Here is a 24,802-nt window from a genome sequence, read left to right as displayed (position 1 = left end):
CGACCTCATCGACGAGAGGAGCATCATGGCGGGCTACGACGGTTTCGGTTCCCACGGAAACGGCAGCGCCATCTGGACGAGCGCGATCAGCGCCGCCCTGGGTGACGGGATCGTGCCACGGGACCGGAAGACGCGAGAGCGCAAGCGGCATCGACACCACCACGATCCCGCACCCGACCCGGCCCAGCGCCGGACGGTGGGATGAGCGGATCCGCATCCGCATCGGCATCGGCCGGTTCCCACCGCAGGAGATCACCCGGCTGACACTCGAGCACGTCGCAGAGCGCGTCGAGCGTGGAGAACCGCACGGCTTTGGCTCGTCCGTTCTTCAGGACGGCGAGGTTCGCCGGCGTGATCCCGACGCGTTCTGCCAGGGTGCCGACGCTCATCTTCCGTCGCGCCAGCATCACGTCGATGTCGACGACGATCGGCATTCAGATCACCTCGTCCAGCTCTGAGCGCAGGGCTCGCGCCTCGTTCTCGCGATCGATCGCCTGCGAGAGGAGTCGGCGCATCACCACGACCAGCAGCGCCATCCCCGCCAGGACGAGAGCGGCGGCGCAGATCAACCCCACCACGCCGGGGGCGATCCCGCCCGGCGCGAGCATCACCGCGAGGAGGAAGGTCAGCCCGGCAGCCGACGCGACGGCGCCGATGACGACGTCCACGTATCGGAAGGATGCCTCGGAGAACACGGCGCCGCGACGCACGAGGGTCAAGAGCCGCCAGACGCACACCGCGAACACCTGCATCGTGACGATGCCGAGCACGGCGATGGTGACAAGCGTGATCCGTCCCCACAGCGGTTCGCCCTCCAGGTCGGCCCACACCAGGGGCACGATCACGACCTGCACGAACAGCGACCCGACCAGCGAAAGCGCGATGACCACGCGCAGAAGAACGATCGATATGGTGCCCATGGCACCCCCTCTGAAGAGTGGACGGTGCTGAGGCTATCGTTTTTCGATAGATATTGCCATCCTGCACAGGGTGCGCGGCGATGGACCTACCCGTGCCCGGTCATCAGCGATGCGCCCGGCGCGAGGGTCGCGTTCGTTCGATAGCGACCGGGGGCGAGCCCGAACTCGCGCCGGAACGCAGCGCTCAAGGCGAACTCGCTCGCGTATCCGACGGCGGGTGCGATCGCGGCGAGTGGCTGCGAGCTCTCCCGGAGAAGCTGCGCAGCCCGGGCAAGTCGCCAGGACGTCAAATAGCTCATCGGCGGACTGCCCGTCACCGCGGCGAATCGGCGGGAGAATCGGCGCGACGGCAAGTGCACGAGATCTGCGAGCTCGCGCACCGTCCACGGTCGTTCCGGGGCGGCGAGCAGGGCACGTATGACGTAGGCGATCTCGGGATCGCGTTGCTCGGGCAGCGTGATGTCGCCGTTTTCCTCGAACCACCGCCGCAACACCTGGGTGAGTAGCAGATCAAGCAGGGCGCGGGTTGCGATGGCCGCACCTGGGCGGGTGGCGTCGAGTTCTGCCGCAAGCAGCGCGAGGATGCCGCGGAGATGGGCATCCGTGTCCTCCGCCGCCGAGACGATCACACCGGGCACCGGCGTGAGGTTCTTCGCGAACCGTCCGCGATCCATCCAGTAGGCACCGCAGACGAACTCCACGTCGGCATCCTCGCCTCCCCCGGAACCCAGGATCGCCGGGGGCAGTGACGCCAGCCGCGCCGGCGCGGGAGAGAAGCCGTGCTCGACGCCGGGCTGAACGAGCACAACGTCTCCCGGGGCGAGCTGCCTCGGTGGTTCATCAGGGGTCACCAGCCACGCCGTCCCGCGCACGAGCACGTGGAATCCGCTGACCTCGAGGCCGGTATAGCGCATACCCCAGGGGCCGGCCGCACTGACGCGGCAGGCCTCGGCCCGGCCGACACGCACACCGGCGACGGCGGCGCTCAGGGCATCGGGGGGGACCATCCCGCCAGGCTATGCCGCCTCTGGGGGTACTGGGGCGGCGCCCCGGTACCGAATGACAGAGCGCGTATGTGTCAAGACCGGGCGCACATGGCGCCTGGCCCGCGCCGCCGCTTGCATGGAAGGCGCCGCCCGATCCGAGGCGGCCCGTTCGCTCCCGAATGATTGGACGACAAACGATGGCCATGGCCCTAGTAAATGGCAACCCCTTCGACGACTCCTTGGCGGCAACAGCCCGGTGGGTCGAACCCACGACCAGCGCGATCGCCCATCGCCTCTTGGACGAGCTGGACCTGCCCGCCGGCGCACGGGTCCTCGACCTCGGCACAGGCACGGGATCCCTCGCCGTTGCCGCGGCGGAACGGGGATACGTCCCCACCGCGATCGACACCGCCCCGATGCTCACCGACTACGTCGCCGGGCGTCTGCGACACTGGCCCGCGGCATCCGCCGAATTGATGGACGCGACGACGCTGACCTACCCGGACGCCGCATTCGATGCCGTCTTTTCGATCTTCACGGTCATGTACCTGCGCGACGGCGTGCCCGCCGCGCTGGCCGAGGCGCGGCGCGTCCTGCGGCCCGGGGGCGCCGTGGCGATCACTCACTGGCCGTCACCGAAGGCGTCGTCCGTGATCCGGGCGCTGCTGGAGGCGTCCGAAGACATCGGCGAGGAGCTCCCGTTCCCCCTCGACTACACGGCGCACGACGACCTCGTCCGCGCCGTCGCCGCTGCCGGCTTCAGCGACATCGAGGTCACGGAGCGCGAGAGCGATTACGCGTTCCCGCCCGCCGACGAGGTGTACTGGGAGTTCCAGCCGTTCTTCGTGATGATGCCCTTCTTCCGCGCCATGCCGCCCCACCGCCGTGCCGAACTCGAATCGGCGATGATCGCGCGCGCACAACGGGTGGAGCGCGGCGAGCTGGAGCGGCCCGCGCTCACCTACAACCTGGTCACGGCACGGGCCGCCTGACCGCATCCCTGCGGTCTGGATCCGCCGGCACCCCGTGCGCGACTTCTCGCGCGCCTGTCTCGGCCGCCCCGTCGGCGCGCCTGCTCGCTGAGACGGTATTCCTTCGCGTCCGGCTAGGCTGCCGCCCACCGAGGCGCGGGGGCGGATCGGTACCAGGGGGAGTCATGACGGCCGGAACGGGATCTCGGATGCGACGCCGACACTCGTCGCACGGACCGCGGGCGTCCTCATCCCGGCGGCGGCGTCGCCGGCGGGCGATCGGTGTGGCCGCGGCGATCCTGAGCGTGGCCGTCGTCAGCACCATCTTGGCGTTCGCGATCGCGCGGGGCACCGCACCGCCGGAGGGGAGGGCCGCTGCGTCACCGCGGCCCTCCCCGACCCCGACGCCGACCCCTTCGCCCACGCCGCTCAGCCCGGCCGAGGCGCTGCTGGCTGCGACGCCCGACCCGTCCGCCTGCGCCGTGTCGTTCCTCGGCGACGGCATCGCCCTCGAACCGCAGCTCCAGACACAGGGAGTGCTCTACGCGGGCCTCCCGATCCCCCGCCAGGACGGACGGGTGTTCGCCGGCTGGTACGCGACAGCGGCGGATGCGGCGGGCTTCGCCGTCCCCGCCCGGGTGAACGGTGCCGACCTCGTGACCTGCACCGCGAGGCGAGTCACTCTGCATGCCGGGTGGAAGACGCCCGGAGACAACGCCGCCGAAGACGCCGGCATCCCCGTCCTCATGTACCACCAGTTCACCACCAAGCCCGAGGGGGAACCGGGCTGGTTGCGGCTCAACTACGCCTTCATCGGAGACTTCGACGCGCAGATGGCGTACATCGCCGACTCCGGCTTCTATCTGCCGACCTGGGACGAGCTGAGCGCCTTCATCGACGGCGCTCTGTTCCTCCCGAAGCGCTCGGTGATCATCACGGACGACGACGCCGACTCCTCGTGGCTGGAGTTGGCCGCACCCATCGTGCACGGCAGGGGCCTGCTCACCACGTCGTTCGTGATCACGTCCGCCCGCACCGAGCCGGCGCCGAACCCGTTCGTGCTGCAGCGCTCCCACACCCACGACATGCACCGCGCGGGCGTGAACGGCGACGGGCGGATGGTCAACGATGCCGCGGACGCCATCGCCGCCGACCTCGAGCAATCGGCCCAGATCCTCGGGGCGCGGGAGGTGGTCGCCTACCCGTTCGGTGACTACAACGACGAAGCCCGGCGCGGCGTCACTCAGGCCGGGTTCGAGCTGGCGCGCACGATCGAGCAGGGGTACGTCCGGATCGGTACGGACAAGCTCTCCCTCCCCTGCATCCGCATCAACTACGGCATGGGCGTCGAGGCGCTGGCAGGCCTCATCGGGTAGTCGTCGGCGCGAGCACCTGCTCGAGAACCTGCATCCCTGCCGGTACGACTCGGCTTCTGCGCCGACCCACGGACCCGTGGGGTCGAGTTGGCGTTTGCGATGGCACACCTGCACGGGTACCTGCTGACCGCACACCTTTCGTGCAGGCGGATGTCGAGGGACGCTACTTCGGATTCGCGGCATACGGAGGACCGAAAATCGCGCAGGTGGCGTACTCCGCTGCCCTCGCCGCGGCCACGACGGCGAAGGTCCCGACCGGCTTGCAGTACTACCAGCGACGAACAGGCAAACTGCCGCAGGCAGCGACCAAGGCTCCCGTGCAGCACGCCGCATGCATCGGTTCCGACCCCTGAACGCGGAGTGAATTCCGGCGTACCGCTTCCCGGATCCCCCGGCCCACGCCAAGGTGCGGACATTAGGCTGAAAGGCCTCAGCCCGACGAAATCGCGAGCCGCCCATGGACCTCTCCCTCATCGTTCCGACCTTCAACGAAGGTCCGAACGTCCGGGAACTGCTGCGCCGTCTGGCCCTCACGCTGGACAGCTCCGCGTATGAGGTCGTCTTCGTCGACGACTCCACCGATGACACCCCGGAGATCATCCGTGCTGCGGCGCGCGAGAGCAAAGCGCCCGTCCGGCTGATCCACCGCGAGGAGGCCACGGGTGGACTGGGCGGCGCGGTCCTCGAGGGCGTTCGGGCCGCGCGTGCGGACTGGTGCCTCGTCATGGACGGCGACCTGCAGCATCCCCCCGAGGTCATCCCGCAGCTGCTCGCCCGAGCCACGCGAGGCGATGTGGACGTGGTGGTCGCCTCGCGCTACGTCCCCGGCGGGACGTCCACGGGTCTCGCCGGCTCCGTGCGCACCACCGTGTCGCGGTTGTCGACCCTGCTGACCAAGGCGATGTTCCCGCGCAGGCTCCATGGATGCTCCGACCCGATGACCGGCTTCTTCCTGCTGCGCCGGTCGGCCGTCGAGCTGGACGGCCTGCGCCCTCGCGGATTCAAGATCCTCCTGGAGATCCTCGCGCGCCGTCAGCTGCGCCTGGCCGAGGTTCCTTTCGACTTCGCCGAACGATACGCAGGACGATCCAAGGCCTCCTTCACCCAGGGCGTGCGGTTCCTCACGCAGCTGACCATGCTCCGATTCGGGCGCATGTCGGCCTTCGCGCTGGTCGGCGGGGCCGGTGCCGTGGCCAACCTGGCCATCATGTGGGCGCTCATCGCCCTCGGCATGGAATACGTGTGGGCGGCGATCATCGCCAGCGAAGTGACGATCCTCGGCAACTTCCTCCTCCTGGAGTATCTCGTCTTCGCCGACCTGCGGGCCGACTCCGGTCTGATGCGGCACCGGTTCCTCAAGTCGTTCACCTTCAACAACCTCGAAGCCGTCATCCGCATCCCCGTGTTGTGGATCCTCGTCGAGGCCACACATATCCCCAGCGTCCTCGCCGCCGGCCTCACCCTGGTGGCCGCCTTCGTCGTCCGGTTCGTCTTCCACGCGCTCGTCGTCTACGGCCCGGAGAAGCAGCGCGCGGCAGCGCCTGCCGCCGCACGTGCCGCGGCCGCCGCCGCCGACAACCTGGCCGCTTAGCAGTGGCGAGGCGGCCCTCCGCCCGGGCATAACCTGGAGGGATGACTTCCTCCGCTGCCGTGACGATGTTCGGCGCCGCGTGGTGCAGGGACTGCCGCCGCACCAAGGCCGCGCTCGACAGCCTGGGCGTGCCGTACGAGTACGTCGACCTCGAGGCGGATCCCGCGGCCGCCGATGTCGCGCGAGACATCTCCGGCCGCACGAACATTCCCGTTGTCGTATATCCGGACTCTTCGCACCATGTGGAGCCGTCCGACGCCGACCTCATCGCCAAGCTCCGCGAACTCGCGCTCATCTGACCGCCCCGGCCCGGGTGCGCGCGCAAGGCCTACCACAGCACGATCCGGCTCCGCGGCCGACCTAGGCTGGAGCCCTGTCCGAAGGAGTGTGTCGTGACCCTCGATCTCCCCTCTTCCGCGCTTCCCGACGCCGCTCAGGCAGCGATCGACGCCGATCTCGACGCCCTCGCCGCCGGCTCGCGCCTGTGGTCCACGCTCACCCTCGATGAGCGCGCGCGGCTCCTCGATCGCCTGCACGACACCGTGGGCGCGTCGGCCGAGGAGTGGGTCGCAGCGGCCGTCGCATCCAAGGGCCTCGCTCTGGACTCTCCTCTGGCCGGCGAGGAATGGCTCGCCGGGCCCTACACGACCCTCGCCGCCCTGGACACCGCGCGGGATTCACTGCGCGCGCTGCACACCGGCCTCAGTCCGCTCGGCACCGCGCGCTTCGACCCGGCGCCCGGCGGGCGCCTGCGCGTGCGCGTCCTGCCTGCCGCACCGATCGACCGCGTGCTGCTCTCGGGCTTCCGCGGTGAGGTGTGGCTGGAGCCCGGCGTGACGCGGGCGCAGGCGATCACCTCTGCCGGGCTCGGGCAGCGGACCCCCACCGCATCCGGTGGTGTCGGCCTCGTCCTGGGCGCGGGCAACGTCACCTCGATCCCCGTCCTCGACGTGCTGTACGAACTGCTGTCGGCCAACCGCGTGTCGCTGCTGAAGCTCAACCCCACCCAGGATGCCCTCGTCCCGGTGTTCGAGCGGGCGCTCGCCCCGCTGATCGAGGCGGGATTCCTGCGGATCGTGCGCGGGGGCGGAGACCTCGGTGCGCAGCTGACGCGGCATCCCGCGTTCTCCCACGTGCACGTCACCGGTTCGGCCGCCACCTTCGACGCGATCGTGTGGGGAGAGGATGCGGCCGCGCGACGTGCCGAGAACCGCCCAGCCCTCACCGTGCCCATCACGGCCGAACTCGGCGGCGTCGCCCCGATCATCGTGGTGCCGGGGAAGTGGACCACCGCCGACCTCAAGTACCAGGCGGAGCACATCGCGACGATGCGCCTCCAGAACGGCGGGCACAACTGCATCGCCGGACAGGTGGTGCTCCTCAGCGCCGACTGGCCGCAACGGGGCGCGTTCCTCGCCGCCCTCCGTCGCGCGTACGCCGCAGCCCCGGCCCGCCCGGCCTGGTACCCGCGGAGCGACGACGCGCTCGCCGCGGCGCGGGCGGCCTACCCGGACGCGACGTGGTACGCCGACGACACCCGCGCGATCGTGGAGGTCGACCGGGATGCGGCAGCCGACGCCGTGGAGACCACGGAGTACTTCGCACCCGTGCTCGGAGTGCTGACGCTGCCGGGATCGGGTCAGGAGTTCCTCGACGCGGCCGTCGCGCACGCCAACGACCGCCTCACCGGCACCCTCGGCGCGAACGTCCTGATCGACCCGGTGAGCGAAGCCGAACTCGGCGCGGGGTTCGAGCGCGCCATCGCCGAGCTGCGCTACGGCGCAATCGCGATCAACACCTGGACGGGCGTGTCGTTCACCGTCCCGACCCTGTCGTGGGGCGCGTTCCCCGGCGGCACGCTGCAGAACGTCGGCAGCGGCATCGGCGTCGTGCACAACGCGCGCCTCATCGATCGGGTCGAGCGCTCGGTGCTGCGCGGTCCGTTCCGCCCGTTCCCCCGGATGGTGCGCGGAATCGGCCGGCGCAGCACGTTCACGGTGCTGCCCAAGCCGCCGTGGTTCGTGACGGCGCGCACCGGTGCCGCGGTGAGCAAGGGGCTCACCCTGTTCCGCGCGCACGGCAACCTCGCGACACTCGCGGGGACGCTGCTGAAGGCCTTCCGCGCCTGACGCCCCGCCCGCCCCCGCCCGCGAGACACGACATTCCGGCCGAGACACCCCGCGCCGCGCCGTTTCTCAGCCGGAACGTTGTTTCTCGCGCACCGCTCAGGAGACCAAGCAGTCGGCGGCGTCGCGCAGGGCGCGGGCGATGCCGGGTTCGAGCGCCACGTGCCCGGCGCCGGGAACCACGACCAGCTCGGCCTCGGGGAGCGCCCGGTGCAGGTCCCACGCCGTCATCATGGGCGTGCACACGTCGTAGCGGCCCTGGACGATCACCGTCGGGATGCCGCGCAGCCGCCCCGCGTCCTCGATGAGCTGCCCCTCCCGCAACCACCCGCCATGCACGAAGTAGTGGTTCTCGATGCGCGCGAAGGCGATGGCCGACTCCGGCTCGCTCATCTCGGCGATGAAGCCCGCGTCCGGCATGAGGGTGACGGTGGCCGCCTCCCACCGGGTCCACGCCAGCGCCGCCGGGCCGTGTACCGCCGGGTCGGGGTCGGTGAGGCGGCGATGGTAGGCCTCGATCATGCGCGAACGTTCGAGCACCGGGATCGGCGCGACGAACTCCTCCCACAGGTCGGGGAACAGCGCCGACGCACCGCCCTCGTAGAACCACTCCAGTTCGTGGCGGCGCAGGGTGAAGATGCCGCGAAGCACCAGCGCGGTGACGGTGTCCGGGTGCGCCTCGGCGTAGGCGAGCGCGAGCGAACTGCCCCACGAGCCACCGAAGACCTGCCACTTCCGGATGCCCAGGTTGCGACGGAGGAGGTCCATGTCGGCGACGAGGTGCCACGTGGTGTTGAACCGCAGGTCGGTCGTCATATCGCTCGCGTGCGGCGTCGACCGCCCGCATCCGCGCTGATCGAACAGGATGATGCGGTACTTCTCCGGATCGAAGAAGCGCCGCTGCCACGGGCTCGTCCCGCCGCCCGGGCCGCCGTGCAGGTACACGACGGGGGTGCCCTCGGGATTGCCGCTCTGCTCCCAGTAGATCCGCTGACCGTCGCCGGCCAGCAGCATCCCCGTCTCGTACGGTTCGATCTCGGGGTACAGGATGTCGTCGAGGTGTGCCAAGGCGCTCACAGCTGCGACCCCGCGATCGAGAAGGTGTCGCACGCGCCGGGGCGGCCGTCGTAGCCGGTGTCGAACCACCGCTGGCGCTGCTCGCTGGAGCCGTGGCTCCACGTGTCGGAGTTGACGGCGCCGCCGGACTGCTGCTGGATGTGGTCGTCGCCGACGGATGCTGCGGCGTTGAGCGCGTCGGAGATCTGGGCAGAGGTCGGCGTTTCGAGGTACCGGGTGCCGTCCGCGTCGTCGGCGATCGTCATCCCGGCCACCCACGCCCCGGCGAAGCAGTCGGCCTGCAGCTCGGTGCGCACGCCGTTGCTGTCGGGCCCGGTGCCGTTGTCGGGATACTGCTCGAAGACGCCGGTGATGTTCTGCACGTGGTGTCCGTATTCGTGCGCGAGCACGTAGAGCTGCGCGAGGTCGCCGCCCGTGGCGTCGAAGCGCTCCCGCAGGAGCGCGAAGAACGTCGGGTCGACGTACACGGTCTCCTCCGGCGGGCAGTAGAACGGCCCGGTGGCGTTGGAGGCGGTGCCGCACTGCGTCGACGTCGACCCGTCGACGATGATCAGCTGCGGCTCGCGGTAGCCCTCCAGCTCGCCGGCCCAGTACTCGTCGAGGGCGAGCGAGCCGGCGGCCAGGCGGCAGTCGTCGCGCGCATTGGCGTCTTCGCCGGTCTGGCAGTTCGAGATCTCTGACCCCTCGCCCTGGGGCACCGGCCCCCCGGCACCCCCGCCGAGGAGGCTCGAGAAATCTCCCCCTGTGAAGGCGTTGAGCAGGAGCACCACGATCACGCCGACACCGGCGACACCGCCGCCGGCGATGGCCGCGCCCCGTCCGCGCCGGCGCGCACGATTGCCGCCGACCTTGGCACCGTCGTTGAAGGTCACATGTTCACGGTACCGTTCCGCCCGCCCGCAATATGCTCGTTGCGTGCTGGAGACCCTTGTGGTGGTCGTCATCGGCGTCGTCGTCATCTCGCTCGCGACGGCTCTGGCTCCCCGCGTCAACATCGCCGGGCCCCTCGTGCTCATGGGCATCGGCCTCGCCGTGAGCCTCCTGCCCTTCTTCCCCGCGTGGGAGCTCGACCCCGAGTGGATCCTCGTCGGCGTCCTGCCGCCGCTGCTGTACTCCGCCGCGGTGCAGCTGCCCGCCGTGGAGTTCCGCCGCGACTTCGCCCCGATCGCGGGCCTCTCGGTGCTGCTCGTGGTGATCTCCTCCGTGGCGCTGGGCCTCGTCTTCGCCCTGCTCATCCCGGGGCTGGGCCTCGCGCTGGGGATCGCCCTCGGTGCGATCCTGAGCCCGACGGATGCGGTGGCCACCTCCATCGCGAAGCGCCTGGGCCTCGCTCCGCGCGTGGTCACGATGCTCGAGGGCGAGAGCCTGCTCAACGATGCGACCGCGCTCGTGCTGTTGCGCACGGCCATCGCCGCGATCGCCGGTGGCTTCGCCTTCGGCGACACGGTCTGGGCGTTCGTGCAGGGCGTCGCGGTCGCGCTGGCGGTGGGCGCGGCCGTCGGCTGGGCGAACCTGCGCGTTCGGCAGTGGGTGCGTCATCCGGCGGCCAACACCGCCCTGAGCTTCACCGTTCCGTTCCTGGCATACCTGCCCACCGAGGCCCTCGGGGGCTCGGGGCTCGTCGCCGCCGTGGTCGCCGGCATCGTCACCGGGCAGGGAGCCACCCGGCGTTTCACGCCCGATCAGCGGATGAGCGACCACCTCAACTGGCGCACGATCGAGCTCCTGCTGGAGGGCGCCGTCTTTCTCATCATGGGCCTCGAGCTCAAAGAGATCGTGCGCGCGAACGTCGAAGAGCACGAGGGGCTCTGGTACGGCACGTGGCTGGCTCTCCTGGCCCTCGGCGTCGTCCTCGCGATCCGGGCCGGCTACGTCTCGGCGTTGATCTGGGCGCAGGGTGCGCGCTCGCGCTCACGCTCGCGTCTGCGCGACCGCCCGAAGAGCGCCCGATCACGAGCGGATGACGCCGAACGACGCCTCGCGTCCCCTCCCGGCGCCCCCGGCCATCCGGGCCGTGCCGCGGATCCGGAGCGGGTGGAGCGACGCCTCAGCGCCTTCCGCGCACGCCTGGCCCGCATGGTGGCCGACCTCGACTACTACCGCGACTCCCCCCTGGACTGGCGACACGGCGCGGTCATCGTGTGGGCGGGGATGCGCGGGGTGGTGACTCTGGCGGCGGCGCAGACCCTGCCCGCCGATGCCCCGAACCGCCCGCTGCTGATCTTCATCGCGTTTCTCGTCGCCGTGTTCAGCCTCCTGTTGCAGGGCCTCACGCTGCCGTGGGTCGTGCGTGCGCTCGGGCTGCAGAGCCAGGGCGGTGACCGTCCCCCGCACGAGGAGCAGCGGTCGCTGGCGGCGGAGATGCAGCGCGCGGCGGCGGAGGCGGTGGCCGGCGGTCGCCTGCGCCGGCGGGATGGCGATGCCTTCCCCGACGACGTCGTGACCCGCGTCAACGACCGCCTCACCCGACCGCCCGAGGACGACTCGGGAACCCGCGCGCGCGACCACCTGGAGCTCCGGCTCGCCCTCATCGAGGTGATGCGCGACCGCCTGGTGGAGCTCTCGCGCGGCGGCCGGTACAGCACGGCGACCCTTCGGCACGCCCTCTCCGAGCTCGACGCCGACCAGCTGAGCCTGGAACTGCGGCTCGAGGGCGAGGACTGAGGTCTCGGCCCACCCGCGGAACCAGGCACAATGGGGGCGGGAGGTGCCATGAGCGAGACGCAGGATCCGGCGGCGATGACGCACGCGCACGCCGCACCGACCGATACGAGCCCCCTTTATCTGCCCCACCCGGCCGCGGACTGCCCGAAGTGCTTCACCGAATTGCAACGCGACCGCCACTGGTGGCTCGCCCGCCCCGCCGGCGCCCGACTGGTGGGTCTTGTCGTGTCCCGCCCGGGTATGCCCTCGGTCGTCCAGCAGCGGGAGGACCTGACCCGCTTCGGCGTGGCCATCGCGGACTTCCGGCACCCGGCGCCGGAGACGCTCGAAGACTGGTCGGAACGGCTCTGTCGCTTCTACGACACCCTCGGCCGCGGCGACGTGCTCGTCGTCGCGAACGTGCACGCCCTCGGCACGACGCTGGAGGAGGAGACCCGCGCCGTCGCCGAACTCCACCAGCGCGGCGTCGTGGTGAAGGTGCTGGGCCACGGTGGCCGGCACCTCTACGACACGGGGCGCTGAGCCGCGGCATCCACACGCGAACGTCCACGACACCCGGGGCGCCGCAGCGCATGCCGCGTGTCGTGGAGGCTCGACGCGGGTCAGCCGGCGATCAGGCGTGCGCTTCCCGCCGCCACCTCGACGAAGACCCGCGAGGATGCTCCCGACACGGTGCGGAGGTTGTTGTCCAGCTCGCCCGCCGCGACGTCGGAGGTGACGTCGTAGTCGTCGTCGGGCAGGGTCAGTTCCAGCGACCCGGCGCTGACCGAGACGGCGACCTCCGACGGCGCCTCGCCCTCGAGCCGGGCGACCATCTCCCCGGCGGACAGCTGCAGGTCGGCGTCGCGGACGCCCTCCAGATCGAGCTCGGCCCGGCCCGCGCTGATATCGGCGACGACCGACTCGGCGGTGCCGCTGATGTCCATCCCACCCGCACCCATCCCGAGTTCCAGATCTCCGAAGTCACCGTCCGCGGTCAGCGAGCCGGCGCCGAGGAACAGGGCGGTGGGGGCACCCTCCAGCTCGGCCGGGAGGGTGAGCACGGCACGGCCGTTGTCGGAGCCGAACCACGACACGAAGGCGGCGCGGGGCGTCTCCACGCTCAGCGTGTCGCCGGTGCGCTCGAATGTCCACGTGCCGCCGCTGGAGTCACGCACCTCCAGGGATGCCTCGGGCACGTCGTCGAAGCGGATGGTGAGCGAGGTCGCTGCCACGTCCACGTCCAGGTCGCGCACCCCGTCGACGGCCAGCGTGCGGGTATCCGAGGAGGCCACCGACGCCGCCACGGTCGAGCGGATCCCGGCCCACGCGACGGCGACGAGCACGCCGACCCCCAGGAGGGCCGTGAGAATCGTGATCATGCGCCCGGCCGCGTTCCCCGGCCGCGGGGCCTCCGGGCCGGCCGCCGGCACCGGCGGGTTCAGGGTGCTGGTCATCGTGCTGCTCCTGTCTGCGGCGCGGATCCGCCGAATTCGATGTGGACGAGCGCGGCCTGGACGCGGCGGTTGCCCGACTCGTCCTGCTCGAGTCCGAGCTTCTGGAAGATCGCCGTGATGTGCTTCTCGACGCTCGCCTCCGACACGAACAGCGTCCCGGCGATCGCCTGGTTGGACTTGCCCTCCGCGATGAGCGAGAGCACCTGGCGCTCGCGCTCGGTCAGCCGCTGCATCCGTTCGTCGCGGCTGCGCCGACCGAGCAGCTGCGCCACCACCTCGGGGTCGAGGACCGTGGCTCCGGCGCCGATGCGGGCGACCGAGTCGAGGAACTCGGCGACATCGGCGACGCGGTCTTTCAGGAGGTACCCGAGCGCCCCACCGCCGGCGGAGATGAGATCGCTCGCGTAGCGCTCCTCGACGTACTGCGAGAGCACCAGCACCGGCAGGTCGGGATGCGCTGCCCGCAGCCGCGCGGCGGCGCGGATGCCCTCGTCGGTGTAGGTCGGGGGGAGCCGCACGTCGAGGATGCACAGGTCGGGCGCGACCTCGGCGACCGTGGCGTCGAGGTCGGACGCGTCGGGGAGGGCTGCGACCACGTCGTGGCCCGCGTCCTCGAGAAGGCGCACGAGGCCCTCGCGGAGGAGGACGGAGTCCTCACAGATCAGGATGCGCACGGGACACTTCCTGCCGGCTCGATGCGAACGTCGCTGACGGCGTTGCAGATCAGGATGCGCACGGGACGCTCACCTCCAGGGCGGTGGGGCCGCCGGTCGGGCTGTCGAGGCGGTAGGTTCCGCCGGCGCCGAGGATGCGGTTGGAGATTCCGTCGAGGCCGCCACCGGGAAGGATACGGGCACCGCCGATGCCATCGTCCTCGACACGGGCCCACAGTGACCCGTCGTCCCGGCGGCGGACGACGACCCGGACGGCGCTGGCACGGGAGTGCTTCGCCGCGTTCGTGAGCGACTCGGCGATCGAGAAGTACACCGCGGCCTCGGCGCTGCGCTCGCAGCGGCCGTCGATGCGGACATCCAGCTGGACGGGCACGTGCGACCGGGCCGCGAGCGCCGACAGCGCCGCATCCAGTCCCCGGTCATCCAGCACCGAGGCGTGGATGCCGCGGGCGAGTTGGCGGAGCTCGGTGATGGCCGCCTTCGTGGAGGTGTGCGCCTCCTCGATGAGCGCCTTGGCGGCGGCGGGGTCGTCGTCGATCTTCTGCCGGGCCAGGCCCAGGGTCATCCCGACGGAGACCAGTCGGGGCTGCACCCCGTCATGCAGATCGCGCTCGATCCGGGTGCGCTCGACATCGGCGGCGCGCACCGCCCCGGCGCGCTGCTGCGCCGACTGCCGGGCCTCCGCCGTGAGCTGCGCCTCCTGCGACGGCACCAGGATGAGGCGGGCCAGGACGCCGTGCAGGATCGCGATCGCCACCAGCCCGGCGAGGGCCAGGAGAACCAGGATCGGACCGACCAGCAGCGCCCATCCCGCGGGAACGTCGATTCCGGTTCGCCACAGGCGGGCGACACCGGAGCCGGCGTACAGGGGGGCGAAGGTGAGGGCCGCCCCGGAGGCGATGAGCCCGACGAGCAGCACCGTCACGAAGCCGAGGATCGTCGCCACGGCGAAGTTCGCGATGCCCCGCCACACCGCCGGGTCGATCGCCTGGCGCCCCAGCATCCGCACCACGCCCCCGAAGCCGGTACGCTCTGGTCGCTGAACGGTCAGAGCCGGGATGCGGAAGCCGTACAGGCCCTCGACGCGGGCGTTCTCGAGCCACGCCACCGCCCACAGCGCGTAGACGAGAGCGACCAGGAACAGCAGCCCGATCCCGAGGACGACCACCAGCCCGAGCCCGGTGCCCAGCAGGGTGAAGAGCACCGTGAAGACGACCGGACCCACGACACCGAGTGCGGCGAGCTGGGCGAGCGCGGTGAGGATGCGCCCGGGCGAGGCGACCGCGCGGCGGCTCGTCGACGCCGGGGAGGGAGCCGCGGAGGGGGCTTCGGGTGCCGGGACGGCAGCGGTCTGCGAGGTCATGCTCCCACGGTAGGACCGCAGCTCGGCGCTGTCCCCCGCGTCATCCCGACCCGTATGTCGGGTTATCCCGAAGACCCGCTCCCGCGCACCCGGGTGTGCACGTACTCAGTCTGAACGGGGCCGCGCCCGGCGCGCACCCGGGTGTGCACGTACTCAGTCTGAATCGGGGCCGGGCCCGGCGCGCACCTCGGCTGTGCACGTACTCAGTCTGAATCGGGGCCGGGCCCGGCGAGACCCACGGAATACCGCGGCTGCCGTGTCCGCGGCACGCGATTGAGACTGAGTACGGGCTGGGCGGGCAGGGCTCCGCGCGGGTCAGGGGACGCAGGCCGACGCCGGCTCGGAAGCCTGGCCGGTCGCGCGGCACGCGATCGAGACTGAGTACGGGCTGGGCGGGCAGGGCTCCGCGCGCACCCGGGTGTGCACGTACTCAGTCTGAATCGGGGCCGGGCCCGGCGTGCACCCGGAATAGCGCGGCTGCCGTTCGCGCGGCACGCGATTGAGACTGAGTACGGCTCGGCAGGGAGGGCTCCGCGCGGGTCAGGGGACGCAGGCCGACGCCGGCTCGGAGGCCTGGCCGGTCGCGCGGCGCGTGAGCACCTGGATGCAGGTGGTGCCCGAGGGGTCCGCCGGGACGGTCACGGTCGTGTCCGCCACCGGCTCCAGGGGCGGGTCGCCTCCGCCGCGCGTGACGACGCCCCACAGGTACGCGTCCCCGTCGGCGGGGTCGGGGTTCACCCACGTGAACACGACGCCGTCGGGGGTGACCGTGCCGGCGAGGTCGGCGGGCGGCGGCGCCGCGACACCGACGACGTCGATGGGCTCGTCGGTGGGCTGCGCGGTCGGGGTCGGCTCACCTGCGGTCCCGAGGACGGCGGGAAGAGCGAGGGCCAGGATGACCACGACCACGAGGGCGAAAGCCCCGGCCCCCACGGCGAACCACAGGCCCCGGCGCGACAGGCGGGGAGCGCCCGCATCCGTCGCGGTGGCGGCCGGGGCGTGGCCCGTGACGGCGACCGGAGGCGCAGCCACGGAGGCAGACGGGAGCACCTGACCGGCGAATGCCGGTGCCATCGGCGCCGGCGGTGGCACGCGGGGGGCGGTACCGAACTCGGGTGCGATGACCGCGGGCGGCCGGATGCGGGTCTCGTCGTCATCGCGCGGCGAACGGCGCGTCGACGACTCCGGTCCCCACAGATCGGCGCGCGGCGCGGGCGGGCGGGTGGCACCGGCGGCCGGAACCGTCTCGGGGTCGATGCTCACCACGCCCCGGACGCGCGTGAGTCCGTCGTCCTCGTCGTCGACCACCCCGTCGGGGGTGCCGTCGTCGAGGATGTCGATCGGAGTCACGGCGTGAGCGAGCTCGATCTGCACCTTCTGCAGCGCGCGGGCGAAGGCCAGCGCCGTGTCGTACCGGTCGGCCGGCGACTTGGCCATCGCGCGCTCGAGAGCGCGCTGGAGCGACGGCGGAGCATCCGGCCGCCCGAGCGGCGGCAGCGGAAGAGCCTCGATGCGGGTGATGAGGTCGGCGCCGGTGTTGCGCTCACCGACGAGCTCGAACGGCGACCGCCCCGCCAGGAGGCTGTACACCGTGGCCGCGAGCGACCAGACGTCGGCGCGCGCGTCACCCGACGGCACGGCCCCGAGCGCCTCGGGCGGCGACCACGGGATCGACAAGCCCCCCGCATCGCCGGCGCCGGTGGTGGAGGCGATACCGAAGTCGGTGAGGGCCGGACGGTTGTATTCGGTGACGAGGATGTTCGCGGGCTTGATGTCGCGGTGCAGCACGCCGGCGCGGTGCGCGGTCTCGACGGCCGCCCCGACCTGCACGCCGACCCGCAGCGCCTCGGCGACCGAGAACGGCTCCCGACGGTAGCGCGCCTGCAGGTTCGGCCGCGGGCAGTACTCCATCACGAGGTAGGGGCGACCGTCGCCGGCGACCCCGGCCTGGTGGATCGTGACGATCGCCGGATGCGTCGACAGCATGGCCATGACGTTCGCCTCGGCGGTGAACTCCGCGATGGAGCCGCTGGTCATCCGCTCGGTCAGCAGCACCTTCACGGCGACGCGGCGCTTGGGGAGCTGCTGCTCGTAGAGGAAGACGTCGGCGAATCCGCCGGAGCCGAGCAGTTCGAGGTACGTGAAACCCGGGAGGTCGGGCGGAGCCTGCGGCGACCGGCGCGGACTCACGGAGCGTCCTCGACCGCCACGGTCACGCCGTCTCCCAGGTCGAGCACGTCGCCGGCGACCACGATCGTCGGCTCGCCGGGATGCAGCCGCACCGGCTCGGATCCGTGGCGCAGCAGGGTCGTGCCGTTGGTGGTATTGAGGTCGGTGGCCAGGATGCTGTCGCCTTCGACGCGCACCTCGAGGTGGTTGCGCGAGATGTCCTGCTGCGGGCTGTCGACGGCCACGAGGTGCGGCAGGTCGGCGCCGCTGATCCGGGTGGAGCGCGGCCGCCGGCCGAGGATCACCGTGCGGTCCAGGAGCACGCTCTGCCCGGTGGAGGCCCGCAGCACGCCCGCGGCCGACGGCGGGGTCGGCGGCGACAGCGGCGGCGCGACCGGCGGCAGCTTCCCGGAGGCGCGCATCGCGCGCGCTTCGGCGAGGGTGATGGTCTCGTCGGCGGCGGATTCCTCCGCACCACCGCGGATGATGGTCGCCTCGACATCTTCGGCCAGCTCGGGCACCGCGTTCCCCGCGGCCGGGGTGGGAAGGTCGTCCGCGACCGGGCTCGGCGGTCCGGGGTCGGGCGCGGCGGCGGCGGTCGGGTCGGCTTCCGCGGGTCCGGCGGGGTCCGGCGCGTCGGCGTCCGTCGGCTCGGCCTCGGTCGGCTCGGCCTCGGTCGGCTCGACATCGACGGGCTCGGCCTCGGCGGGCTCGGCTTCGGCAGGGGCCGGAGTCGCGGCGGGCGCGGCGGGAATCGGAGCAGCCGGGACCGGCGGAGGGGCCGGAATGTCGGCGGGCTCGGCTTGGGCAGGGGCCGGAGTGTCGGCGGGCGCGGCGGGAATAGGGGCAGCCGGGACGGGCGGAGGGGTCGCCGCATCCCCGTCGACCGGCGCCGCGGGAGCCGGTGGGGCGGGAATCGCGACGGGTACGGCGGGAACGGGGGCAGCCGGGACCGGCAGAGGGGTCGCCGCACCCCCGTCGACCGGCGCCGGGGCGGGAGCACTCGGAGCGCCGTGCACCTCCGCGACGCTGTGCGGCTGCACGGGCTCGCTCGGCGCCAGCGCACCGCTCGCCGAGCCCGCCGCCTCGGTCGCGGTCTCCTCCCGGGAGATCGTGACCACCGATGCCGGCACGACGCCGTCTCTCAGCGGCAGCGACGCCGTCGTCGCGTCGGCGTCGGCGTCGGCGTCGGCGCTGAGGATGAGCGCGTCCGCCGCGCGGATGCTGCGCTCGGTCCACGTGGAGGCGCCGGCGCCGTCCACCCGCTCCCCGTCTGGGCCCACCGACACGGAGTGCGCGCCGCGCACGGCCACCCGCCAGGTTCCGTCCTCATCGAGAGCGACGGCGAAGGACGGCACGGACGAGAGGGGCCCGCCGGCGGCGAGGGCGTCGACGACGCCGGCCAGGCCCGCGCCGCGGGTGAGCTGCCGCCAGACCGACTCGGCGGCTGCATCCGTGGTCCCCTCGCCGAGCAGCGCGACCGCCGAGGGCGCGACGACGGCGCGCAGGGTTCCGATGGTGTATCGCACGACGGTCATGAGAGTCCTCCTCGGGCTCGCGCTCCCGCGCGCGGCAGGGTGTCGCCCTCGATCTCGACGAGCGGCGCGGTCGGGGTGGTCTCGCTGCGGTCGCGCGCGCCCCGGATGTGAACCGACAACGCGTCGACGACCACCACGGTGACATTGTCACGTCCGCCGGCGTCCACGGCCTCGCGCACCAGCCGCTCGGCAGCGGCCTGCGGGGAACGTTCGGAGCGCAGGATCAGGTCGATGCGGTCGGGGTCGATCTCGGTGGGAAGACCGTCGGAGCAGATGAGGATGCGGTCGCCCTCTTCGGCGGGGAGCAGCCAGAAGTCGGGCTCGCTGTCGCTGCCGGCACCGATCGCTCGCGTGATGACATTGCGGCGGGAATCCTGCGCGGCCGAGGCCGCGTCGAGCTGGCCGGAGTCGATGAGCTCCTGAACCACGGAGTGGTCCACGCTGACCTGCTCGAGCACACCCTCGCTGAGGCGGTACGTGCGCGAGTCGCCCACGTTGACCGCCAGCCAGTAGCCCTCACCCTCGATGTCGGCGATCGTCACGCCCGCGAGCGTCGTTCCCGCTCCCGCGCCACCGCCCGCCGGCAGCGTGTCGACCCGGTCGCGCGCGGCGCGGAAGGTCTCCTGCACCTCCTGGATGGTGAGGCTCGTGCGGCCCGCGAGCTTGGAGAACTCGTCGATCACGGTGGCGCTGGCGACCTCGCCGGCCTGGTGGCCGCCCATGCCGTCGGCGACGAGGAACACCGGCGGCGCGGCGAGGAAGGCGTCCTCGTTGAGGGAACGCCGCCGGCCCACGTCGGTGGCAGCGCCCCAGGTCACGGTCACCGGCGGCTGCCCGGCCCTCGCTCGCTCGCTCACGGTGCCCCGCTCACGGTCGCGTGGCGGTCCCCGAGTTCGAGGTGATCGCCACTGCGCAGTCCGACGCGCTCACCCGGGCGGAGGGTCATGCGCTTCCCGTCTCGTACGATCACGGTGCCGTTGCGCGACCATCGGTCGGCGAGCCACGCCCCGGTGTCGTCGCCGCCCACCTCGAAGTGCGTTTTCGACAACGACAGCGTCTCGTCGCGCACGACCACGGTCGCGCACGGACCGCCGAAGGGGTCGCGACCGAACACGGTCCGACCGTACACCGCGACCTGCTCGCCGGTGTCCCACGTGAGCACGGCGACGGCGTTCACGATCCGTCCCCGTTCTTGCGAGGCATGCGGATGCGGCCGGCCAGCGCCTTCGCACGAGGCACCAGGGCCTTCGCGCGAGTCACCAGCGGGTCGAACGATCGCAGCGACACCCGTGGCGCGCGCCGCGCGCCCGACGCGTCCCGATCGTGTCGCACACGCGACACCGGTGACCGCGGCACCCGCCGATCCGGCAGGGCGAAGCGCGTGTCGGCCAGGAGCGAGCGCACGTCCAGCCGTGCCTTCAGGCCCCGCCAGAATCCGACACGCTTGCCCATCCCGCCGACGATGTCATCCACCTCGCGCCAGAAGTCGTCGATGTCCTGCGGCGTCGGGTCGAAGGGACCGAACACCTCTGCGTCGGCGCGGCGGGCCAGGGTCTTCACCTGCGGTTCCTCGAAGGCGCTCCCCACGACCGCCGCATCCTCGGCGCGCGTGCCGCCGCGGCGGACGGGTGTGCCGTAGTCGCTGGCCCGATCGACGAGTTCCTCCCAGCCGCCGCTGATGCGGTCGGCGGGGCGTTCGGCCTCCCGGCGGCGTCGCCGGCGGGCGGCCTTGAGCGCGCCGATCACGACGAAGGGCGCGAGGAGCAGGACGAGCACGCCGAGGATGGCGGCCAACACGAGGGCGATGAGCCCGAGGATGCTGGCGAGCGGGTTCTCCTCGTCCTCGGCGCCGCGCTCGTCGGGCACCGTCGGGGGCAGGTCGACGGGCTCCTGCTCCGGCGGCGGGGGCTGCAGCACCTGCGGCTTGGGGTCGGCGCGCGGCTTGGTGGTCTGATCGGTCGGAACCTGATCTTCCGGCGGCGTCGGGTCGAACGTCACCCAGCCGGAGTCTTCGAAGGCCACTTCCACCCACGCGTGGAGCGTCTCGCCGGTCGCGACGAACTCCCGGCCCGCGTCGTCCTCCTCCGGGTAGAACCCCATCACGACGCGCGCGGGGATTCCGAGCTGGCCGGCCAGGAGCACCATCGTCACGGCATACTGCTCGTCGTCACCCACCCACTGGTCACCGCGGAGGAGGGTGGCGATGCGCTCAGCACCGTGCCCGGCGCGCGAGAGCACCTGGCCTTCGAGGCCATGGCTGAAGAAGCCGTCCTGCGACAGGGTCTGCTCCAGCGCCCGCGCCTGCTCGATCGGCGTGGATGCGTCGGCGACGATGTCGGAGGCGATCTCGGCGAACTCGGGCGGGACGCCCTTCTGCTTGGGCATGCGGAGCGGAGCGAACGCCTCGTCGGCGAGCCGCTCGTCGCTCGGGTCGGCCGGGAGGATGGCTTCGAGGGTGTACGTGTCCCCCTCCGCGAGCCGCGAGGTGACCACCCCGGTACTGGTCGCGTCGTTGTAGTACGTGGCGCGTCGGAGGTCTTCGGCCCGTGCGCCGTCGAAGGCGATCGAACGGACGGCCCCGGCATCGGGCAGCCACACTCCCCGCAGTTCGCCGATCTCGACGGAGATCGTGGCGGCGGAGCCTTCGGCCTCGGGCGACATGATGCTCCGCACGGGCGCGAACGCGCTCGAGGAGCCGGCGCCGTCGTCGGCGACGTTGAACACCGTGCCGTTGTACGCATCCATCGTCGCCAGGCGCATCCGTGCGCCGTCGGGGAGCCCGGATGCGGTGAACAGCGGCTCGTCGGGGAAGTCGCGCACGTATCCGCGGAAGGCCTGCAGGGGGCTCGGGTACTGGCGCACGTCGAACGGCGGGATGACGACGTCGCGCAGCACGTAGCGCGGGCCGTCGGGGGCTGCGATCGCACTGGTGGCGACCCCGATCCCGGTCGCGACGGCGAGGACGGCGGCCCCGGCGACGAGGCGGCGCAGGGCCATGCCCTTGGGCTCCCCGCCCTCACCGACCGACACGGCCGCGCGTGCGGGTTGCCACGCCTGCCGCACCGCCAGCCACACGGCCGCGACGACGGCGACGGCGATGCCCTGCGCGAGCGGCACGGCCGGTTCGGCGGTGCCGAGGGCGATCTGCGCCCCGAGGTAGACCGCCACCGGGAGGAGGGCCCACGCGGGCCGGCGGACGCGAAGGGCGAGGCTCGCAGCCAGCACGGCCGCGACCAGGGTGAGGAGGTACGGGACGATGAGGTGGTTCTCGCCCGTTCCGACCGGGGCGACGGTGGTCAGCAGCTCCTTCCACGACGTGACGATGCCGACCGCGAGGCGCTGCAGCGACTCCAGGGTGGGGACGAACCCCAGGAGAGCCGTGTGCGGCAGGGCGAGCATGGTGCCGAACACCACGTACGCACCCAGAGTCGCTCCGGCCACCGCCAGGATGCCCCATCGCCGCCACGCGCCCACGCCCGCGATCGCGAGGCCGAGGAGGAGGCCGCCGATCCCGGCGGGGAGGTACCCGGGGCCGCCGAAGGTGGGCCAGAACCCCACGATGCCCACCGACAGCAGCAGTGCGACGGCGCCGAGGTCCAGCGCCCACCGTCGCACCTCGATTCCGCCGATCGTCCGGGGCGAGCCGTCCGGGGCGGTCATGCGAACACCCGTCGGAGGGCTCCGGGCAGCTGGTCCAGCGCGCCGATCGTCAGCACGTCGGCGTCCGCGATCCGGCGGAGCGTGGGCGAGGCGACCGTCGTATCGGCGACCAGGGCCAGCACGCGCGCGCCGAACGGCACGCGGCCGCACGCCACGCGGAGGCGGGCAGCATCCACCGCGCTGCCGCAGACGAGCACGACGACGCTCGCGAGCGCCACGGTCGCGGCGATGTGTCCGGACAGGTCGACGATGTCGCCGGTGCGTCCGCGGGCGTACTCGAGCCCCGAGAGCCCGTCGAGGAACTGCTTGCCGGTGGCGGCGGGAAGCTCGGCGCCCTGCACGCGCATCTCCACGCGCTGCGAGTCGCGAAGCGCCCGGAGGCCGAGCGAGCCGGCGGCGGAGATGCCCAGTTCGAACTCGTCGGGATCGCTGAAGTCGCCCGCATTGCGCGACAGCCCGATGACGAAGTGCGAGCGCCGGGTCTCCTCGTACTGGCGCACCATGAGCTTTCCGGTGCGTGCCGTCGAGCGCCAGTGGACGTTCCGGCGATCATCGCCCGGCTGGTACTCGCGGAGGGCGTGGAAGGAGATGTCGTCACGGGAGAGGTCGGTGGCCGGCAGTCCCTCGAGGTCGCGCAGGAACCCGAGCGACTGCCCGTCGAAGAGCACGGTGCGCGGATGCACGTACAGGTCGACCGGCTCGTCGCGGCGGTGCACCCGCTCGAAGACGCCGAGCGGGTCGCCGCGCACGACACTGACGGGACCGACGGCGAGGATGGCGCGGCGCTGAGTGGGGATGGCGAAGAGCTCTTCCGCCTCCTCCCCCGGCGCGAGCCGCTTGACCGCGAACTCTCCGCGGCCCGCGCCCACGGGCAGCACGACGCGGGAGGGGAGGATCGCCCGCGAACCTCTGTTCGCCAGCGTCAAGGCGCCGACCGCGCGTTCGCCCACGACGACCCGCGTGCGGGTGAGGTCGAGACCGACGTCGTAGTTCGTCCGGCCGATCAGGAACAGCCCGCACAGCGCCACCACCGCGGTGAGCACGGAGGCGGCGACGATCAGTTCGTACCAGCCGAGGAGCTGCCCGGTGATCCAGAGCACGACCATGCCGGCGATGAGGATCCATCCGAGCGGCCGGATGACGCCCAGGACCTCCCGCGCACCACGCAGCACACGCGCCGCGAACGGGGCTGCGACCTCGCGCAGCGCCGTGCGGGTCGTGCCGGCGGGAACGGTCGTCCCGAGCGTCTCGCTGGTCATCAGGCCGCGGACCTCGCCTGCGGTGCCGCGATCGAGTCGAGCGTCCGCGCGATCACGGTGTCGGGGGTGATGCCGCTGAACTCCGCCTCGGGGTCCATGACCAGGCGATGCGTCCACACGGGAGCGACCAGCGCCTTCACGTCGTCCGGGACGACGTAGTGACGACCCTGCGACGCCGCGCGGATCTTGGCGATGCGCACCATGGCGAGCGACCCGCGCACCGACACCCCCAGACGCGTCGCCGCATCGGCGCGCGTGGCCTCCGCCAGCTGCGCGATGTAGCGCAGCACGGCGGGCTCCACGTGCACGGTGGCGCCGAGGTCGGCCATGTCGGCGACGGCGGCCGTGGTGATGAGCGGCGACAGGCTCGCCGACGGGTTGCGATCGGCGGAGCCGGCGAGGATGCGCTCGGCGACGGCCAGGTCGGGGTAGCCGATCGACGTCTTCACGAGGAAGCGGTCGAGCTGGGCCTCGGGGAGCTTGTACGTGCCGGCCTGCTCGATGGGGTTCTGGGTCGCGATGACGAGGAACGGCCGGCCCACCTCGTGCGGCACACCGTCGACGGTGACGCGCGACTCCTCCATGACCTCCAGGAGCGCGGACTGGGTCTTGGGGGACGCGCGGTTGATCTCGTCGGCGAGCAGGATCGAGGTGAACACCGGGCCGCGGTGGAACTCGAACTTGTGGCTCGCCTGGTCGTAGATCGTCACGCCGGTGACGTCGGAGGGCAGCAGGTCGGGGGTGAACTGGATGCGGCTGCTGGTGCCCTGCACGGTGGCGGCGAGCGCTTTGGCAAGGCTCGTCTTGCCCGTGCCCGGGGCATCCTCCAGGAGGACGTGGCCCTCGGCCAGCATGGCCGACAGCACGAGCCCCACCACCTCGGGCTTTCCCATCAGGGCGCGGTCGACGTTCTCGACCAGGCGCGTGAAGGTGGTGTGGAACCAGGCGGCCTGGTCAGGGGTCATGGTCATGCGGTCATCCTCGTTCTCGTC

Annotated in this window: 22 protein-coding genes and 1 pseudogene; 8 read left to right on the top strand and 15 right to left on the bottom strand. The window is 72.1% G+C overall.

The annotated features are described in order from the left end of the window. Nucleotides 1–227: 227 nt before the first annotated feature. From AC2DGY_RS12745 to AC2DGY_RS12735, 3 genes and pseudogenes are all read right to left on the bottom strand, one after another. A pseudogene (locus AC2DGY_RS12745) lies at nucleotides 228–434 on the bottom strand (helix-turn-helix domain-containing protein); the annotation flags it as partial. Next, the gene (locus tag AC2DGY_RS12740; protein WP_484510128.1) at nucleotides 435–920 is read right to left on the bottom strand and encodes a DUF2975 domain-containing protein; all 486 of its coding nucleotides are present in this window, start codon (nucleotides 918–920) and stop codon (nucleotides 435–437) included. It abuts the pseudogene before it with no gap. 86 nt (nucleotides 921–1,006) lie between these two features. Then, nucleotides 1,007–1,927, bottom strand: a complete 921-nt coding sequence (locus AC2DGY_RS12735; RefSeq protein ID WP_484510127.1) for a helix-turn-helix transcriptional regulator — start codon at nucleotides 1,925–1,927, stop codon at nucleotides 1,007–1,009. A gap of 182 nt (nucleotides 1,928–2,109) precedes the next feature. Between AC2DGY_RS12735 and AC2DGY_RS12730 the strand changes: the two genes are divergently transcribed. The 6 genes from AC2DGY_RS12730 (at nucleotide 2,110) to AC2DGY_RS12705 (ending at nucleotide 7,973) form a co-directional block, all read left to right on the top strand. Beyond that, the gene (locus AC2DGY_RS12730; RefSeq protein ID WP_484510126.1) at nucleotides 2,110–2,898 is read left to right on the top strand and encodes a class I SAM-dependent methyltransferase; all 789 of its coding nucleotides are present in this window, start codon (nucleotides 2,110–2,112) and stop codon (nucleotides 2,896–2,898) included. 263 nt (nucleotides 2,899–3,161) lie between these two features. Next, nucleotides 3,162–4,253, top strand: coding sequence for a polysaccharide deacetylase family protein (locus AC2DGY_RS12725; protein WP_484510125.1), 1,092 nt, complete (start codon nucleotides 3,162–3,164; stop codon nucleotides 4,251–4,253). A 206-nt stretch (nucleotides 4,254–4,459) separates the two neighbouring features. After that, the gene (locus AC2DGY_RS12720) at nucleotides 4,460–4,606 is read left to right on the top strand and encodes a hypothetical protein (protein WP_484510124.1); all 147 of its coding nucleotides are present in this window, start codon (nucleotides 4,460–4,462) and stop codon (nucleotides 4,604–4,606) included. Nucleotides 4,607–4,710: 104 nt separating this feature from the next. Then, the gene (locus AC2DGY_RS12715; protein ID WP_484510123.1) at nucleotides 4,711–5,844 is read left to right on the top strand and encodes a glycosyltransferase; all 1,134 of its coding nucleotides are present in this window, start codon (nucleotides 4,711–4,713) and stop codon (nucleotides 5,842–5,844) included. 41 nt (nucleotides 5,845–5,885) lie between these two features. Next, on the top strand, nucleotides 5,886–6,143 hold the full coding sequence (locus AC2DGY_RS12710) for a glutaredoxin family protein (RefSeq protein ID WP_484510122.1): 258 nt from the start codon (nucleotides 5,886–5,888) through the stop codon (nucleotides 6,141–6,143). 93 nt (nucleotides 6,144–6,236) lie between these two features. Continuing rightward, on the top strand, nucleotides 6,237–7,973 hold the full coding sequence (locus tag AC2DGY_RS12705; RefSeq protein ID WP_484510121.1) for an aldehyde dehydrogenase family protein: 1,737 nt from the start codon (nucleotides 6,237–6,239) through the stop codon (nucleotides 7,971–7,973). A gap of 96 nt (nucleotides 7,974–8,069) precedes the next feature. Here AC2DGY_RS12705 and pip read toward each other — a convergent pair whose 3' ends face one another. Both pip and ypfJ read right to left on the bottom strand, forming a co-directional pair. Continuing rightward, entirely contained in the window at nucleotides 8,070–9,047 is a 978-nt protein-coding gene (pip, locus tag AC2DGY_RS12700; RefSeq protein WP_484510120.1) for a prolyl aminopeptidase, read from the bottom strand. After that, nucleotides 9,044–9,919, bottom strand: a complete 876-nt coding sequence (ypfJ, locus tag AC2DGY_RS12695; RefSeq protein ID WP_484510119.1) for a KPN_02809 family neutral zinc metallopeptidase — start codon at nucleotides 9,917–9,919, stop codon at nucleotides 9,044–9,046. Before ypfJ ends, pip begins: the two co-directional genes overlap by 4 nt. Before the next feature lie 43 nt (nucleotides 9,920–9,962). Between ypfJ and AC2DGY_RS12690 the strand changes: the two genes are divergently transcribed. Beyond that, the gene (locus AC2DGY_RS12690) at nucleotides 9,963–11,711 is read left to right on the top strand and encodes a cation:proton antiporter (RefSeq protein WP_484510118.1); all 1,749 of its coding nucleotides are present in this window, start codon (nucleotides 9,963–9,965) and stop codon (nucleotides 11,709–11,711) included. Nucleotides 11,712–11,759: 48 nt separating this feature from the next. Beyond that, a complete protein-coding gene (locus tag AC2DGY_RS12685; RefSeq protein ID WP_484510117.1) occupies nucleotides 11,760–12,233 on the top strand; it encodes a dehydrogenase in 474 nt (157 codons plus the stop codon). A gap of 80 nt (nucleotides 12,234–12,313) precedes the next feature. On the opposite strand, the gene AC2DGY_RS12680 is transcribed toward AC2DGY_RS12685, so the two are convergent. The 10 genes from AC2DGY_RS12680 to AC2DGY_RS12635 form a co-directional block, all read right to left on the bottom strand. Beyond that, a complete protein-coding gene (locus tag AC2DGY_RS12680) occupies nucleotides 12,314–13,147 on the bottom strand; it encodes a hypothetical protein (RefSeq protein ID WP_484510116.1) in 834 nt (277 codons plus the stop codon). After that, nucleotides 13,144–13,821 (bottom strand): response regulator, encoded by a 678-nt coding sequence (locus tag AC2DGY_RS12675; protein WP_484510115.1) that lies wholly within the window; start codon nucleotides 13,819–13,821, stop codon nucleotides 13,144–13,146. Before AC2DGY_RS12675 ends, AC2DGY_RS12680 begins: the two co-directional genes overlap by 4 nt. Before the next feature lie 49 nt (nucleotides 13,822–13,870). After that, complete coding sequence (locus AC2DGY_RS12670; protein WP_484510114.1) at nucleotides 13,871–15,184, bottom strand: sensor histidine kinase; 1,314 nt, start codon at nucleotides 15,182–15,184, stop codon at nucleotides 13,871–13,873. A 540-nt stretch (nucleotides 15,185–15,724) separates the two neighbouring features. Next, complete coding sequence (locus AC2DGY_RS12665; RefSeq protein WP_484510113.1) at nucleotides 15,725–17,374, bottom strand: serine/threonine-protein kinase; 1,650 nt, start codon at nucleotides 17,372–17,374, stop codon at nucleotides 15,725–15,727. Beyond that, nucleotides 17,371–18,891, bottom strand: coding sequence for an FHA domain-containing protein (locus AC2DGY_RS12660; RefSeq protein ID WP_484510112.1), 1,521 nt, complete (start codon nucleotides 18,889–18,891; stop codon nucleotides 17,371–17,373). Before AC2DGY_RS12660 ends, AC2DGY_RS12665 begins: the two co-directional genes overlap by 4 nt. Next, on the bottom strand, nucleotides 18,888–19,748 hold the full coding sequence (locus AC2DGY_RS12655) for a PP2C family protein-serine/threonine phosphatase (protein ID WP_484510111.1): 861 nt from the start codon (nucleotides 19,746–19,748) through the stop codon (nucleotides 18,888–18,890). The genes AC2DGY_RS12660 and AC2DGY_RS12655 overlap by 4 nt, the downstream gene beginning before the upstream one ends. Continuing rightward, complete coding sequence (locus AC2DGY_RS12650; RefSeq protein WP_484510110.1) at nucleotides 19,745–20,068, bottom strand: FHA domain-containing protein; 324 nt, start codon at nucleotides 20,066–20,068, stop codon at nucleotides 19,745–19,747. Before AC2DGY_RS12650 ends, AC2DGY_RS12655 begins: the two co-directional genes overlap by 4 nt. Then, entirely contained in the window at nucleotides 20,065–22,551 is a 2,487-nt protein-coding gene (locus AC2DGY_RS12645) for a transglutaminase-like domain-containing protein (protein ID WP_484510109.1), read from the bottom strand. Before AC2DGY_RS12645 ends, AC2DGY_RS12650 begins: the two co-directional genes overlap by 4 nt. Then, nucleotides 22,548–23,810, bottom strand: a complete 1,263-nt coding sequence (locus AC2DGY_RS12640) for a DUF58 domain-containing protein (protein WP_484510108.1) — start codon at nucleotides 23,808–23,810, stop codon at nucleotides 22,548–22,550. The genes AC2DGY_RS12645 and AC2DGY_RS12640 overlap by 4 nt, the downstream gene beginning before the upstream one ends. Beyond that, the gene (locus AC2DGY_RS12635; RefSeq protein ID WP_484510107.1) at nucleotides 23,810–24,781 is read right to left on the bottom strand and encodes an AAA family ATPase; all 972 of its coding nucleotides are present in this window, start codon (nucleotides 24,779–24,781) and stop codon (nucleotides 23,810–23,812) included. Before AC2DGY_RS12635 ends, AC2DGY_RS12640 begins: the two co-directional genes overlap by 1 nt. Between the last annotated feature and the right edge of the window lie 21 nt (nucleotides 24,782–24,802).

It is taken from the genome of Microbacterium sp. Z6_144, assembly GCF_057197625.1.
Note: the sequence above shows the minus strand (reverse complement) of the source record. Positions and strands in the feature narration are given on the sequence as shown.